Genomic DNA, 14,905 nt, shown 5'->3' on the forward strand with positions numbered 1-14,905 from the left:
GATTTTGCGCAGCAACGCGGTGCGATGAACAGATAATACGATACAAAAAACGATTTGCATACACTTGATATGAATCATTTTAAAAAATCGTATCTTGTGCCGCTTTTTTGTGCGTATGATATTGCTTATGAGAAAACACTATGGAGCGCCACCAGCGCTTCCGGCAAATTATTGCCGCGCTACCCGCGCAGCCAAGTAAACTGCTGCTTTTATTGATTCGACCGCAACACGGCCAGACCGGAACCACATGAAGAACACCCGCTGCACGGCATGGATAGCCGATTTCCTGGAAAGCGACCCACCGCGCTCGAAGTCCCTGGTGATGACCATCTTTGGCGACGCCATCGTGCCACGCGGCGGCGCCATCTGGCTGGGCAGCCTGATCGAACTGCTGGCGCCATTCGGCGTCAATGACCGCTTATTGCGCACCAGCGTGTTCCGCCTGGCGCAGGAAGGCTGGCTCAGCTCGCAGCGCGACGGCCGCCGCAGTGCCTATACGATACGCCCGGAGGCGCTGGCCCGCTTCGAACGTGCCTACCGCCGCATCTATGCGCCGCTGGTCGTGCATTGGGATGGCAGCTGGACCCTGGTGATCGGACCGGCCGGCAGCATCGGCGCGGCCGAGCGGGGAGCGCTGCGCAAGGAATTATTGTGGGCCGGCTATGGTTTGATTTCTCCCGGCATCTTTGGCCACCCCGCCAGCAATGCGGAAGCGCTGGAAGATATCCTCGTGCGCAACGAGGTGCAGGGCAAGCTGTACGTCTGCCACACCACGGAATTGCCGGGCGTGAGCACGCGCCCCCTGCGCGACATGGTGGGCGACTGCTGGGACTTGTCGGAAGTGATGGCCGGCTACGAAAAATTCATCGCCAGCTTCCAGCCCCTGCTGACCCTGCTGCAGGAAGAACCCGTGTTCGATGCGGAGCAGGCGTTCGTCATCCGCTCGCTGCTGACGCACGCCTACCGCCGCGTGCAGTTGCACGACCCGCAACTGCCCGTCGAACTGCTGCCCGAACCGTGGCCCGGCACGCAAGCCTATGTGCTGGCGCGCGACCTGTACCGCATCACGTATGCACCTGCCGAGGAGCATATCCTGGCGACATTGCGGCGCGAGGATGAGCATGCCCCGGACGTCGAGCCGTGGTTTTTTGAACGTTTTGGTGGACTTACTACTTCAACGTCTGAAAAATGTTCAGGGCCAGGCGCGTGGCCGCAGGCAGTACGACTAGTACGCCAAGGCAACGCAACGCCGCCATGGACATTTTCTCAGGCGTTCACTACTTCACCACTACTTGCTTGGCCCCTGCCAGCAAATCCTGCCCCAGCTTTTCCAGCGCATTGGCCTGCACCAGCATGGTGTCGAGGATGGCGACGTTGAACGTGTATTCGGCCGGCGTCGTATAGCCGGGGAAACGCAGGATGCGCAGCAATTCCTGCAAGGTCGTGCCCTTGCCCAGGTGCGCCAGGGCGTCGCTGAGGGCGCTGACTTTCTTTTCCAGTTCGCGTATGTGTTTGCCGTTGTCATCCATGATGATCTCCCCTGTTGGAGCTTTCACGTTAGCAAAGCATGTCCGTCATCGCTTGCGCCAGCACAAAGGCACCGCTAAAACAGGTATCATCGCGCCATTGCACACGATGCAAAACCCATACGTTTTTATCAGGAACACTCATGACCATTAAAATCAGCCAGCAATTCGACGCCGGCGCGATCGAGGTGCTGCGCGCCGACGATGCCCAATCCATCGAGCTGAACATCCGCAAGGATTCCCACGCCGACATCACGCAGTGGTTTTACTTCCGCCTGCAAGGCGCGCAAGGCGAGGCGTGCACGATCCGCTTCATGAACGCAGGCAAGTCGGCCTACCCGGACGGCTGGAAAGATTACCAGGCCGTCGCCAGCTACGACCGCGAAACCTGGTTCCGCGTGCCGACCAGCTTTGACGGCACCGTGATGACGATCGAACATACGCCGGAAGAGGAAAGCGTGTACTACGCCTATTTCGAGCCGTACCCATGGGACCGCCATCTGGCCCTGATCGACAGCGCGCAAGCGTCGCCGCTGGTGCGCCTGATCGACCTGGGCAGCACCGTCGAAGGCCGCGACATGAACTTGCTGGTGGTCGGCGACGCCGATGCCGAGAAAAAAATCTGGGTCATCGCGCGCCAGCATCCCGGTGAAACGATGGCCGAATGGTTTGTCGAAGGCATGCTCGAAGCCTTGCTGGACCAGGCCAATCCGTTTGCCCGCCAGTGCCTGCAGGACGCCGTCTTCTACGTGGTGCCGAACATGAACCCGGACGGTTCCGTGCATGGCAACCTGCGCACCAACGCGGCTGGCGCCAACCTGAACCGCGAATGGATGACGCCGACCATGGAGCGCAGCCCGGAAGTATTCCTGGTGAAACAGAAAATGCATGAAATCGGCTGCGACCTGTTCCTCGACGTGCATGGCGACGAAGGCTTGCCTTACGTCTTCGTGGCCGGCAGCGACGCGCTGGAAAATTTCACGCCAGCACAAAAGGCCGAGCAAGATCGCTTCATCGCCGACTTCAAGGTGGCCAGCCCCGACTTCCAGGATGAGCACGGCTACGAAGACGGCCCGTTCACGCCGGAAGTGCTGACCATGGGTTCGCCCCACATCACGCACGCCTTCGGCTGCCTGTCGCTGACCCTGGAATTGCCGTTCAAGGACAACGCCAACGATCCCGACCCGCAAACGGGCTGGAGCGGCGCCCGTAGCGCCGCCCTGGGCGCGGCCGTGCTGCAGCCTATCCTGTCGACCTTGCGCGCCTGAGCGCCAGGGCCACACCGGCCCGCTTGACCCCATGCCCCGCTCGCCGGGGCATTTTTTTTGCCCGCGCGGCAAGCGTTGCTGGCCCGGTGATTTTTTGCGCGAACATCTTGCCTGTCAGAAATTATCGTCCTACACTAAACAACAAAATCGGACCGTGCCATTCTGCGCGGACCCTCAAGAATACGCCGCTGGCCCCGTCGCCGGCGCTCTGCAATGCGCATCCATGGCATTGCCCTTGACATCACGGCCCCATACCTGCCGAGCTAGCTCTCTGTAACGCAAACTGACCGCATCAGCATCGTCACGGACGGACGCCGCCTGTCCGCAGGAACGATGCCCAGCGCACGCTTTCCGCTTTCCGCCGAGGATGAATGACTTATGTCCAAGCTTAAAATCAGTACCCGCCTGGCCTTCAGTTTCGGCCTGATCATTGTCCTGCTTATCATGGTGGCATTTGTTTCCATCAGCCGCATCCGCAACATCAATGCCTCGACGGAAAAAATCCTCAATGACCGCTATGCCAAGGTCATGCTGTCCAATGCGATACAGTTCGAGGTCAATGTCCAGGCCCGTATCTTGGGCATCGCCATCATCGGCGCCAACGATGCTGACGAAGTCAGCAGTTCCATAACCAAGGTACAGGCGTCGGTCAAAAAGAACGTGGAACTGCTGGCGCGCCTGAAAGCTCTGGTCAACACACCCAAAGGCCAGGAGCTGTTCCAGGCCGTGGCGAACGGCCACGAAGCCTATGGCAAGACGCGCGATGCGAATATCAAGCTATTACAAGAAGGCAAATCGGAAACGGCGGGCACTTTCCTGCTGACGCAGCTGCGTTATCCGCAAGAAAAATTCCTGACTGCACTGGCGGCCATGGCCAGCTTCCAGGAATTGCTGATGGAAAGCGAAGGCAAGCAAGCCGCCGCCGATGGGCGCATGGCCATCATCCTGTCCCTGTCCCTGTCGGTCATCGCGACGGCCATTGCCATTGCACTGGCCATGCTGATCAGCCGCTCGATCAGCCGCCCCATCGGCGAAGCCGTCAAGGTGGCGCAACGGGTGGCAGCCGGCGACTTGTCGGTCACCATCGACGCGCACGGCAACGATGAAACGGGCCTGCTGCTGCGGGCCTTGAAAGAGATGAATGACAATCTGCAAGGCATCGTGGCGCGCGTGCGCCATGGCACGGATGCCATCGCCCACGGCTCGCGTGAAATCGCCTCCGGCAATATGGACCTGTCGTCACGCACGGAACAGCAAGCCAGCTCGCTGGAAGAAACGGCATCGTCGATGGAGGAACTGACGTCGACCGTCAAGCAGAATGGCGAAAATGCGCGCCAGGCCAACCAGATGGCGCAATCGGCTTCCAGCGTGGCCAGCAAGGGCGGGCAGGTAGTGGCCGAAGTGATCACGACCATGGATTCCATCAATGCCTCGTCGAAGAAAATCGCCGACATCATCGGTGTCATCGACGGCATTGCTTTCCAGACCAATATCCTGGCCCTGAATGCGGCCGTGGAAGCGGCCAGGGCGGGCGAGCAGGGACGGGGCTTTGCCGTGGTCGCCACGGAAGTGCGCAACCTGGCCCACCGCTCCGCCTCCGCGGCGAAGGAAATCAAGATCCTCATCGACGACTCCGTGCACCAGGTCAACCTCGGCAGCAGCCTCGTGAACCAGGCGGGCAGCACCATGGAAGAGATCGTCAGCAGCGTGCGGCGCGTCACGGACATCATGGCCGAGATCACGTCCGCCAGCAACGAGCAGGAAGCGGGCATTGAACAGATCAACCAGGCCATCACGGAAATGGATGCCGTGACACAGCAAAATGCGGCCCTCGTGGAAGAGGCCGCCGCCGCTTCCGAAGCCCTGCAGGATCAGGCGGGCATTCTGGCCGAAGCCGTCAGCGTGTTCAAGCTCGACGGCACGCAGGCGCTGCCACCGGCGCAGGTGCAAGCCATCCGCGCTCCGGCACGCGCGCCAGCCAAGCTTGCCGCCGCGCCACGCGCCACGGCAGCGCCCGCCAGGAAAGCGGGCAAGGCGGGGGCACTGGCCGTGGTCGCCGATACCGATTGGGAAGAGTACTGAGACATCCCCTGCCGCAAGGCAAACATCAGAATGCGACTCAGCCGCCCGCCACTACCATGCTCTCGATGAGGATGGACCCCGTCTCTTTGGTGCCGCGGCGCAAGGCGTCGGCGCCCACGGCCACGATGTTGCGCAGCATGTCCTTCATGTTGCCGGCGATGGTGATTTCTTCCACCGGGTATTGAATGACGCCATTTTCTACCCAGAAACCGGACGCGCCGCGCGAATAGTCGCCCGTCACGTAATTGGTTCCTTGCCCCATCAGTTCCGTCACCAGCAAGCCCGTACCCAGCTTTTTCAACATGGCGACAAAATCGTCGCTGGCGGCCGTCAGCTTCGAGGTCAGGTACAGATTGTGCGAACCGCCCGCGTTGCCCGTCGTCTGCATGCCCAGCTTGCGGGCCGTGTAAGTCGACAGGAAATAGCCTTGCACCACGCCATCCTTGACGACGTCGCGGCTGACGGTTTTCACGCCTTCTTCATCGAACGGCGCCGAACCGACGCCGCCGATCACGTGCGGGTCTTCGAAGATCTGCACGTGCGACGGCAGCACTTGCGTGCCCAGCGAGTCGTTCAGGAACGTGGACTTGCGGTACAGGGCGCCGCCCGAGGTCGCTTGCACATAGGTACCGAGCAAACCGGCCGCCAGCGGCGCCTCGAACAGCACGGGACAAGTGCGCGTGCCGAGTTTGCGCGCATTCAGGCGCGACAGGGCGCGCTCGGCGGCGTAACGGCCGATGGCTTCCGGGCTAGCCATTTTGGCGGCGTCGCGCACGGATGAATACCAGTCGTCGCGCTGCATCTTGGCGCCCTTGCCGGCGATGGGCGCCACGGACAGGGTGTGGCGCGAAAACGGGTAGCCGCCGATGAAGCCGCGCGAATTGGCGGACACAAAATGCGATTGCTGCACGTGTACGCTGGCGCCTTCGCTGTTCGTGATGCGCGGGTCGACGGCAAACGCGGCCGCTTCGGCCCGCTGGGCCAGCGCGACGGCTTCCTCGGTGGAAATGAGCCACGGATAGAACAGTTGCAAGTCGCGGGGGGACATTTCCAGCATGTCGGCGTCGGCCAGGCCGGCGCAATCGTCCTCGGCAGTGAAGCGGGCGATGTTGTAGGCGGCGTCCACCGTGGCGCGCAGTGCGGACGGCGAAAAGTCGGAAGTGCTGGCATTGCCGCGCTTCTTGCCGACAAACACGGTCACGCCCATGCCCTTGTCCTTGTTTTGCTCGATCGTCTCGATCTTGCCTTTTCGTACAGAAACGGACAGGCCACCGCCTTCGCTGACTTCGACGGCAGCGTCGGTGCCGCCCGCTTCCCGCGCAAAAGACAACACATCACGGGCCAGTTGCTGCAATTGCTCTTGACTATGGGTAAATACGGAGTCGTTCATGCGCTGTTTTCTTCGGAAAGCCGCTAAAAAGGTTATCATAGCAGTCGTTTACAGTTTACAGGAGCGGTCCACAAGTCCTCTCCCGCCTTATATATCATGCCAAATCCAAACCGGGGAGCTTGCGGCTTCCAATCGACCGAATTCGAACAGGAATATGAACGTCCGTCGAAATCGGAACTCAAACGCCAGATGACCGTCCTGCAAAAGCTGGGCGAAGAACTCGTCAATGAAGCACGCGACCGCGTCAAGCGCGTCCCGATGCCTGAAGACGTGCGCGACGCCATTCTCGAATGCCAGCAAATCAAGGATCACGAAGGCCGCCGCCGCCAGCTGCAATACGTGGGCAAGAAGATGCGCACCCTGGATGAAGAAGAAGTTGCCGCCATCCAACGCACCATCGATAGCTGGAAAGGCTTGTCGAAAGCCGACACGGCCAATATGCACGCGATGGAACGCCGCCGCGACAAGCTGTTGACGGATGACAAGGCGTTGACCGTCTTGCTGTCGGAAAACCCGGAACTGGACGTGCAGCACCTGCGCACCCTGATCCGCAATGCCCGCAAGGAGCAGGCCGAGAACAAGCCGCCAAAAGCCTACCGTGAAATCTTCCAGATTTTGAAAGAGATCGCCAAGAAGAAAAACGGCGGCAAGAAAGATGCCGACGAAGATGACGTTGAAGGCGAAGACGACGAGTAAAAAACTGGGGTCTGACCCCAGCATTGACGAAAAACCGGGATCAGCCCGGTTTTTTTACGACATAGACAGGCGCCCCATGACCACGATAGAAGACGAATTGATTATCGGCCTCGTGTCGATCTCGGACCGCGCCAGCGGCGGCGTGTATGAAGACCTGGGCATCCCCGCCCTGGAAAGCTGGCTGTCCGCCGCCATCCGCACGCCTTTCCGCCTGGAAAAGCGTTTGATCCCGGACGAGCGCTCGCAGATTGAAAACACCCTGATCGACATGGTCGACCTGAGCCACTGCCATCTGATCCTGACGACGGGCGGCACGGGACCGGCGCGGCGCGACGTCACGCCGGACGCCACCTTGTCCGTAGGGACCAAGGAAATGCCCGGTTTCGGCGAACAGATGCGCCAGATCAGCCTGCAATTCGTGCCGACGGCGATCCTGTCGCGCCAGGTGGCCGTGATCCGCGAGACGCCCGAGCGCGCCGCCCTGATCATGAACTTGCCGGGCCAGCCGAAAGCCATCAAGGAAACCCTGGAAGGCTTGAAAGACGCCGCTGGCGTGCAACTGGTCAACGGCATCTTTGCCGCCGTGCCATATTGCATCGACCTCATCGGTGGCCCCTACATGGAAACCGACCCGGCCATCTGCAAGGCCTTCCGCCCCAAATCAGCGCTGCGTCCGGCGCAACCATTACCAGAGGAAAACACATGAGCAACTTGCTGGAAACCATAGAACTCGACAGCGCACCGAATCCCACCGTCGCCATCATCTGGATGCACGGCCTGGGTGCCGACGGCAACGACTTCGTTCCCCTGGTAAAAGAACTCGATTTGCGCGGCTGCCCCGCCATCCGCTTCATTTTCCCCAGCGCCGGCACCATGCCCGTCACCATCAACAACGGTTATGTGATGCGCGCCTGGTACGACATCCTCGTGAACGACCTCGTGCGCCGCGAAGATGAGGCTGGCTTGCGTGCCTCGCAGGCGCAGATCGAAGCACTGATCGCGCGCGAAAAGGCGCGCGGCATTCCCGCCAGCCGCATCATCCTGGCCGGCTTCTCGCAAGGCTGCGCCATGACCTTGCAAACGGGCTTGCGCCACGCGGAACCGCTGGCCGGCCTGATGTGCCTGTCCGGCTATCTGCCGCTGGCCGACAAGACAGCGGCCGAGCGCACGCCGGCAAGCCTGCAGACGCCGGTCTTCATGGCGCACGGCACGGCCGACCCCGTGGTGCCGATCGGCCGCGCACAGCAGTCGCGCGACTTGCTCATCGGCATGGGTTACAAGGTGGAATGGCACGAGTACATGATGCAGCACTCGCTGTGCCAGGAAGAGATCGACGCCATCGGCGCGTGGCTGAAAAAAGTCCTCGCCTAAAATAAACAGGCGCGGTGTGCGCCGCGCCTGTTGTTTTGCGTAACGCCGGGAACGATCAGTTCGCCGGCGTTTTTTCATTCCAGATTTTCAGCATGTCGGGCGATGCTTCCGAGCGGATGCCATTGTCCGTCAGTATCGATTCCGTCGCTGCCAGCATGTCCTTGCGGGGCACGACGACCATTTCCGCATCGCGCTGCTGGAAGCGGAAGGTCAGCAAGTCATCGGTCTGGTCGCGCAGCAAGGCCACCAGATGCGCCAGGCTGCGCACGCGCACGCCATTGACGGAATCGACGACCGAGAAGAAACGGGTGCTGTAGCCATTCATCAGCTTGTGCGGGAAGAAGGGCGCGGCGATCACCACCAGCTCATCGCGCTCGCTATCGGGCGCATCGCCGCGCCGCGTGGCCAGCGGATTGCCGGCAAACGCCATGCCGCCCAGGATCGCCGGGTTGCCATTCGGCGCCGCCATGAATTCCGTGGTGGCGCGCGAAAACACCATCGGGCCGAAGATGAAATAGGATGGGTAATTGCCCTGCAGCCCGCCGATCAGCATCGGATGCGCGGCCGAGACGGGTACCTTGATTTTCAGGGGGGCGCCCTGGCGCACCACCGTCAGCGGCAATTCGCCATCTTTCGCCAGCTGCTGCACGCGGTACTGGAAGCGCACGCGGCTGTTGGCATTCAGCTTGACCATGCCCTGGTTGTCGATGGGAAAATCGCCGATATGCGTGATGACATCCCACTCCTTGAGCGGATAGGCCGCATCCTTGCTGGCCGGCGACATCACGACGGCGCCCTCGACGCCCTTGGCCAGCTTCAGATAGGTGCGCAGCGCGGGGTTTTCCAGCGTTTGCGTCACGTCGCGCATGGCCGGCTTGCCCTTGGGCGCGCCGCTCTCCTGGTCGCGCAGGAACAGCTCGATTTCCTCGTTGGGGATGATGTAGCCGATGTTTTGCGCATTGAGCATGCCGGCAAAGGCCAGGCCGATCATCTTGTCGCCGGCAATCACGGGGCCACCGCTATTGCCCGGATTGATGGCCGCATCGATCTGGATGCGCAGGCCGGAGACGGGAAAGTTGTAGCGCACGAATTCGATGCGCGAAACGATGCCCTTGGTGATCGACAGCGACGTGCCGCCCGTCGGATAGCCATACGCGAGCACGGCATCGCGCACGTCGGGCAAGACATTGGCGCGCGGCACGGCTTTGTGGCTGGCGAAAAAACTGTCGTCGTCGATTTTCAGCAAGGCCAGGTCCATGCCGCGCGAGATGGCCAGCACGGTTGCCGGAATCTTGTCGCCGGCGCCGTTGGCCTGGATCTGCACTTGGCTGGCATAGCCGACCACGTGCGCATTGGTGAGGATGCGGCGGCCTTCGATGACGACGCCGGAACCCGTCACCTCTTGCGGCGCGGCCTTGCTCCACGGCTTGTACGGATCAGGCCCGCGCAGGGTGGAAAACACCTTGACGACGGAGTTTTCCAGGGCGGAAGCGCTGGCGCTGGCGGCCGTCTCGGCGGCAAGCGCACGCACCGTCATCAAGGGGCAAAAAGAAAGGGCCAGCGCCAGGAAGGCGCGGCCCATCAGGGTGAAGCACGGACGAGTTTTCATTGAGCTTGTTGGCAATGGAAGGGAAGTAAAATTATATATTGAATAATTGCAACTTCATTACACTTTGTCCATCTTTGCCGAAGAACTCCTCTAAACTCATCTCATCAGGCGGGCATGGGCGGCACGCCCAACGCCGGCACGGCCGTCTGTGCCCCATTCATCACCATGGCCAGGAAGGTGTAGTAGCCATTGATGCCCATCAAGTCAACCACGCCGTGCTCGCCGAACAGGGTCAATGCCCGCGCATAGGTAGCGTCGCTGATCCTCTTGTTCTGCTGCAGCTCGATGCAAAAGTCGTGCACGGCTTGCTCATCGTCTTTCAGGGCAAGCGGTACGCGCCGTTCCGCAATGGCGTCCACGGCCGCTTGCGCAATGCCGTTCTGCACGGCCAGCGGCGCGTGGATGGCCCACTCGACTTGCTGGTCCCACTGGCGCGCCGTCACGAGGATCGCCAGTTCCGACAACCGCGTGCCAATGGCGCTGCGGTAGCGCAGGTATTCACCCATGCGCTGCGCCGTTTCCATCAGCTCGGGGCTGCGGATCAGCGGCACGAAGGGGCCGTACAGCGCCCCGCGCGGGCCATCGATGATGGCTTGCGCGGCCGCGCGCTGCTGCGGGTCCAGCTGGTCCAGCGGCAGCGGCGGCAAACGGTCGATATCGCAACCGGCCATCAGGCGGTCCAGGCGACCACGTCCTGCTGCTGTTCGCCGAGGCCGGCGATACCCAGGCGCATGCTGTCGCCTTTTTTGAGGAAGCGCTGCGGCTTGCGGCCCTGGCCCACACCCGGCGGCGTGCCTGTGGCGATGACGTCGCCCGGTTCCAGGGTCATGAATTGCGACAAATAGCTGACGATCTGCGCCACCGTGAAGATCATGGTTTGCGTATTGCCGGTCTGCATGCGCTTGCCGTTGACTTCCAGGTACAGGTCCAGGTCCTGCTCGTCGATGACTTCATCGCGCGTCACCAGCCACGGGCCGACGGGGCCGAAGGTGTCGCAGCCCTTGCCCTTGTCCCACTGGCCGCCCCGCTCCAGCTGGAACGAGCGTTCGGAGATGTCGTTGACGACGCAATAGCCGGCCACGTATTTCAGGGCGTCCTCTTCGCTCACGTATTGCGCGCGCGTGCCGATGACCACGCCCAGTTCCACTTCCCAATCCGTCTTTTTCGAGCCTTTTGGCAACACGACATTGTCGTCCGGGCCATTCAGGCAAGTAATGGCCTTCATGAAGACGATGGGTTCCGCGGGGATAGCCATGCCGGACTCGGCTGCGTGATCCGCATAATTGAGGCCGATGCCGATGAACTTGCCGACTTTCGCCAGCGGCACGCCGAAGCGTGGATTGCCGCGCACCAAAGGCAAGGTCTTTTCGTCAAGCTTGGCCAGCTTGCGCAGGGCTTTGTCGGACAGTTGTGCGCCGTCAATATCGGCAATCACGCCGGACAGGTCGCGCAGTTTGCCTTCTTCATCGATCAGGCCCGGTTTTTCCTTGCCTGGACGTCCATAACGAACGAGTTTCATAGTCTTCCTTGGAGTTGATCATTGCCGCTGTGCAGGCTGCCATTTTACCGGATGGCCCGGCACGCCTGTAGCGGTCAATGAAAAACATCGCAAGTCCCGGCAGTTGCAAGGCCGCCAGCACGCCAAACGCCGCCTGGTAGGCCTGCGGCGGATACTGCTGCTGGGTGTTCAAAGGCCAGCAGCCGAGGATCAGGCCAAAACCCGCCTGCACCAGGAAGGCGCCCGTGAAAATTAGCAAATTGAGGCACGTGGCCGCCCTGCCCGTCAGGCTGGCCGGCATGCTTTGCGCGACGATCGCATACTCGAGGCCCGTCACCGTGCCCAGCAAGGTAAACAGCACGGACAGCAAAGGCAGGCTGGGTACCACATTGCAGGCCATCGCCACTTGCACGCCGACAAACAGGACGATGCCGGCGGCCGCCACCTGCATCGGTTCAATCGCGCGCCGCCCCGCCCATTCCGTCAGCATGCCCATGCCGATGGCGCCGAAGATGACGGCCGCCATGCCCAGGTACAACAAATACGCGACGTTGTCGTCAGACAAGCCGCCCACGTCGGCCAGCCAGCGGCCTATCCACAAGCCTTGCACGCCAAAGAACACCGTGTGGGGCAGCAGAATCAGCGCGATGGTGCGGCGAAAGCCGGGATCGCGGTATACGCTCCAGACACTGACCTTGCTCTTGGCCGCGGCAGGCGCAGGCAGGGCCGGCGACAGCAGGCGGATCAACAAGCCGATGGCGAGCGCCGCCAGTGAGAGGCCCAGGAACACGCCGCGCCAATCCGTGTAGTGCAGGACCAGCTTGACGGGCATGGTGGCCGTGGCCGCACCGAGGCCGCCCACGGCGATCAGATAGCCGTGCACGGACGGCAGGCGCGATGGGGCGATGGCGCACGAGACCGCTTTCACGGCGGCCATGAAACAGCCGCCCAGGCCCGCTCCCATCAAGGCGCGCGCCCACATCAGCTCGGCAAAGCTGTGGCCCCGGCTGAACAGCCATACGCCCAGGGCGGCCAGCGCCAGCAGCCACAGTTGCACCGCGCGGGGACCGTAGCGGTCGAGCGCCATGCCGATCGGCAGTTGCACCAGCGCAAAGGCGAGAAAAAAGGCACTGGTGAGCAGGCCCAGCTGGGCGGGTGTCAGGGCGATGGCGCCCAGCAACTCGGCCGTCAGCACGGCATTGACGCCGCGCAGCAGGCACGACAGGTAATGCCCGAGCGCGAACGGCAGGAATACCAGGCAAAACACGGCCACGCCGGAGCGGGCAGGCGCAACGGCCGCGTGCATGCTCAGGCGGCCTGTGCCAGGCGGATGATTTTATGCGGCAGCTGCGGCACGGGCTCATCCATTTCAAAGAAAAACTTGTCGTGGCCAAATGCCGGCTTCAAATGATCCAGCCACGTTGCTTCCGCATCGAACTTGGCATAAAACGGCCGGCGCACCCAGTCCGGGTTGCGCGCCTGCAAAAATTGCAAGGCAAACAGTTTTTCGCCATTGATGGTGACGATGCCGTCGATGACGACCTTGCCGGGGAAGGCGCTCATGGACGGTCCGCGCACCGTGCGCGACAGGCCCGACACCATCTGGTAGGCGGCCTGGAAAATCTCGTGCGCCTTTGCCAAGGGCAACTCGAAATAGCCGCGCGGACCCGTGTCCCGTTCGACGAACATGTAATACGGAATCGCCCCCAGGCGCGTGCCCGTCTGCCACAGCTCGGCCCAGCTTGCCGGGTCTTCGTTGATGTGACGGATCAGCGGCCCCTGCATGCGCAAGGTGGCGCCTGTGGAGACGATGCGTTTCACGGCTTGCTGGGCAATGTTCTGGCGCAACTCGACGGCATGGCTGTAATGGCCCATCACGGCCAGGTTCTTGCCCGCCTTGACGATGCGCTCGAACAAACGCATCAAGTCATCCGCATCGCGGTCGGAGACGAAGCGCTGGGGCCAATACGCCACCGCCTTGGTGCCGATGCGAATGTTCTGGATGTGTTCCAGGCCCGGCGCCAGCAGCGGCTCCAGGTAGGCGGCCAGTTGCCGCGTGTTCATGATCATCGGGTCGCCGCCCGTGATCAGCACGTCCGTCACTTCCGGATGCAGTTTCAGGTAAGCGGCCAGCTCATGCGACTCGCGCGCATCGAACTTCATGTCGTCCATGCCGACGAACTGGGGCCAGCGGAAGCAGAAAGTGCAATACGCGTGGCAGGTCTGGCCTGCGCTGGGGAAGAACAGCACTGTTTGCGCATATTTATGCTGCAGGCCGCGCACGGGCGCGTCGTTGACCCGGGGCACGTTATGCGTCATCTGGCCGGCCGGATGGGGATTCATGCCCAGGCGCAAGCCATGCACATAGGCATCGATGGCCGCCTTGTCGCGCTGCACCAGCACCAGGTCGCGCAAGTGCGCGTACTGCTCGGGTGGCAGCATGTCGCGGTGGGGAAAGACGAGGCGGTAGATGGGGTCGTCAGGGATATTGTTCCAGTCGATCAGTTGATCAAGCACATATTCATTGGTGCGAAACGGCAAGACGTGCGACACCACTTGCACGGCTACACGCTGCTCTTCGGGCAGCCATTCCCACTGCCGCGCCTGCTGAATGGTTTGCCGCGTATACGGCTTGAACTTGGGTGAAAACGGCTCAGTAATGAGTGCGGACACGATCGGCTCCTTGCCTGTAAATAGCGATAACTGTCATAAAATTGGCCGTATATCGGCCAATTCCAGCCTTTTTCTCCCGCATGCCAGGCCACCCCGGCATGCTGTGAAAGTCATCATAATTCTTGCCGTTCGGAACCAAATTGCTGCATATCAACAAGCCGTCGATACGTTGCATGCTGCCTACAAGCAACACCTTAGTTTGTTCCAACGCAAGCTGAGACGGACTTCGGCGACGTAAATTACGTCTTGGCAACACTTCCATCGATATCACAAGGAGCTTTCATGAAACGCTTATTCACGGGTAGCCTGCTGTGCCTGGCATTTGCCGGCGGCAGCGTCAGTGCCGCGGTCGAACCAACAGAAAAAGATGCGATCGCCATGGCCGAACGGGGCGCCGCCTTCATGAAGGCGCATGGCAAGGAAGAAATGATGAAGAAAATCACGGCGAAAGACCCGGACTTCGTGCAGGGCTCGCTGTATGTGGACATGCGCGACATCAAGACGGGCATCGTGCTGGCCCACCCCATAAATCCTTCCATCGTGGGCAAGGATTTGACGGATGTGCCCGATGCGAACGGCAAGAAATATCGCCGTGAAATCATTGAGCTGGCACAAAAGCAGGGCAAGGGCTGGGTCGATTACCAGTACAAGAATCCCGTCAGCGGCAAGATCGAGCCGAAGACCACGTACATTCTGCGCGTCAATGATGTGGTGCTGGAAGCGGGCATCTACAAAAAATAAGACGGGGGCGGCGCGCACGCACGCCATACGCCGCCTGCGGTTTGAACAGCC

Annotated in this window: 14 protein-coding genes; 7 read left to right on the forward strand and 7 right to left on the reverse strand. The window is 61.3% G+C overall.

Annotated features, from left to right (window positions below; all coding sequences use genetic code 11):
• Positions 1-247 precede the first annotated feature (247 nt).
• A complete protein-coding gene (paaX, locus tag AC4BCN_RS26430; protein ID WP_490492120.1) occupies positions 248-1,378 on the forward strand; it encodes a phenylacetic acid degradation operon negative regulatory protein PaaX in 1,131 nt (376 codons plus the stop codon).
• On the opposite strand, the gene AC4BCN_RS26435 is transcribed toward paaX, so the two are convergent.
• Entirely contained in the window at positions 1,278-1,529 is a 252-nt protein-coding gene (locus AC4BCN_RS26435; protein ID WP_490492121.1) for a hypothetical protein, read from the reverse strand. The genes paaX and AC4BCN_RS26435 overlap by 101 nt on opposite strands.
• 140 nt (positions 1,530-1,669) lie before the next feature.
• Between AC4BCN_RS26435 and AC4BCN_RS26440 the strand changes: the two genes are divergently transcribed.
• Together AC4BCN_RS26440 and AC4BCN_RS26445 are read left to right on the forward strand one after the other, a co-directional pair.
• Positions 1,670-2,794, forward strand: coding sequence for a M14 family metallopeptidase (locus AC4BCN_RS26440; protein WP_490492122.1), 1,125 nt, complete (start codon positions 1,670-1,672; stop codon positions 2,792-2,794).
• Between the two features lie 378 nt (positions 2,795-3,172).
• A complete protein-coding gene (locus tag AC4BCN_RS26445; protein WP_490492123.1) occupies positions 3,173-4,876 on the forward strand; it encodes a methyl-accepting chemotaxis protein in 1,704 nt (567 codons plus the stop codon).
• Between the two features lie 37 nt (positions 4,877-4,913).
• On the opposite strand, the gene pmbA is transcribed toward AC4BCN_RS26445, so the two are convergent.
• Positions 4,914-6,266, reverse strand: coding sequence for a metalloprotease PmbA (gene pmbA, locus AC4BCN_RS26450; RefSeq protein ID WP_456147788.1), 1,353 nt, complete (start codon positions 6,264-6,266; stop codon positions 4,914-4,916).
• 96 nt (positions 6,267-6,362) lie between these two features.
• Here pmbA and yjgA point away from each other — a divergent pair, with 96 nt between their 5' ends.
• From yjgA to AC4BCN_RS26465, 3 genes are all read left to right on the forward strand, one after another.
• Positions 6,363-6,962, forward strand: a complete 600-nt coding sequence (yjgA, locus tag AC4BCN_RS26455; RefSeq protein WP_034746337.1) for a ribosome biogenesis factor YjgA — start codon at positions 6,363-6,365, stop codon at positions 6,960-6,962.
• Positions 6,963-7,038: 76 nt separating this feature from the next.
• Entirely contained in the window at positions 7,039-7,668 is a 630-nt protein-coding gene (gene mog, locus AC4BCN_RS26460; RefSeq protein ID WP_058048219.1) for a molybdopterin adenylyltransferase, read from the forward strand.
• Positions 7,665-8,333 carry an alpha/beta hydrolase gene (locus tag AC4BCN_RS26465; protein ID WP_490492124.1) on the forward strand — a complete coding sequence of 223 codons (669 nt, stop codon included), beginning with the start codon at positions 7,665-7,667 and terminating at the stop codon, positions 8,331-8,333. The genes mog and AC4BCN_RS26465 overlap by 4 nt, the downstream gene beginning before the upstream one ends.
• A gap of 55 nt (positions 8,334-8,388) precedes the next feature.
• On the opposite strand, the gene AC4BCN_RS26470 is transcribed toward AC4BCN_RS26465, so the two are convergent.
• From AC4BCN_RS26470 to AC4BCN_RS26490, 5 genes are all read right to left on the reverse strand, one after another.
• Complete coding sequence (locus AC4BCN_RS26470) at positions 8,389-9,942, reverse strand: S1C family serine protease (protein ID WP_490492125.1); 1,554 nt, start codon at positions 9,940-9,942, stop codon at positions 8,389-8,391.
• 104 nt (positions 9,943-10,046) lie between these two features.
• Positions 10,047-10,613, reverse strand: coding sequence for a carboxymuconolactone decarboxylase family protein (locus AC4BCN_RS26475; RefSeq protein WP_490492126.1), 567 nt, complete (start codon positions 10,611-10,613; stop codon positions 10,047-10,049).
• Positions 10,613-11,461: a fumarylacetoacetate hydrolase family protein gene (locus AC4BCN_RS26480; RefSeq protein ID WP_046684323.1), complete on the reverse strand. Its 849-nt coding sequence runs from the start codon at positions 11,459-11,461 to the stop codon at positions 10,613-10,615. Before AC4BCN_RS26480 ends, AC4BCN_RS26475 begins: the two co-directional genes overlap by 1 nt.
• The gene (locus AC4BCN_RS26485; protein ID WP_490492127.1) at positions 11,406-12,746 is read right to left on the reverse strand and encodes an MFS transporter; all 1,341 of its coding nucleotides are present in this window, start codon (positions 12,744-12,746) and stop codon (positions 11,406-11,408) included. Before AC4BCN_RS26485 ends, AC4BCN_RS26480 begins: the two co-directional genes overlap by 56 nt.
• A gap of 2 nt (positions 12,747-12,748) precedes the next feature.
• Entirely contained in the window at positions 12,749-14,113 is a 1,365-nt protein-coding gene (locus AC4BCN_RS26490; RefSeq protein ID WP_490492128.1) for a KamA family radical SAM protein, read from the reverse strand.
• A gap of 282 nt (positions 14,114-14,395) precedes the next feature.
• On the opposite strand from AC4BCN_RS26490, the gene AC4BCN_RS26495 reads away from it, so the two are divergent.
• Positions 14,396-14,854, forward strand: a complete 459-nt coding sequence (locus AC4BCN_RS26495) for a cache domain-containing protein (RefSeq protein ID WP_070301115.1) — start codon at positions 14,396-14,398, stop codon at positions 14,852-14,854.
• Positions 14,855-14,905 lie beyond the last annotated feature (51 nt).

This window comes from Janthinobacterium sp. Bl 1, from assembly GCF_058215535.1.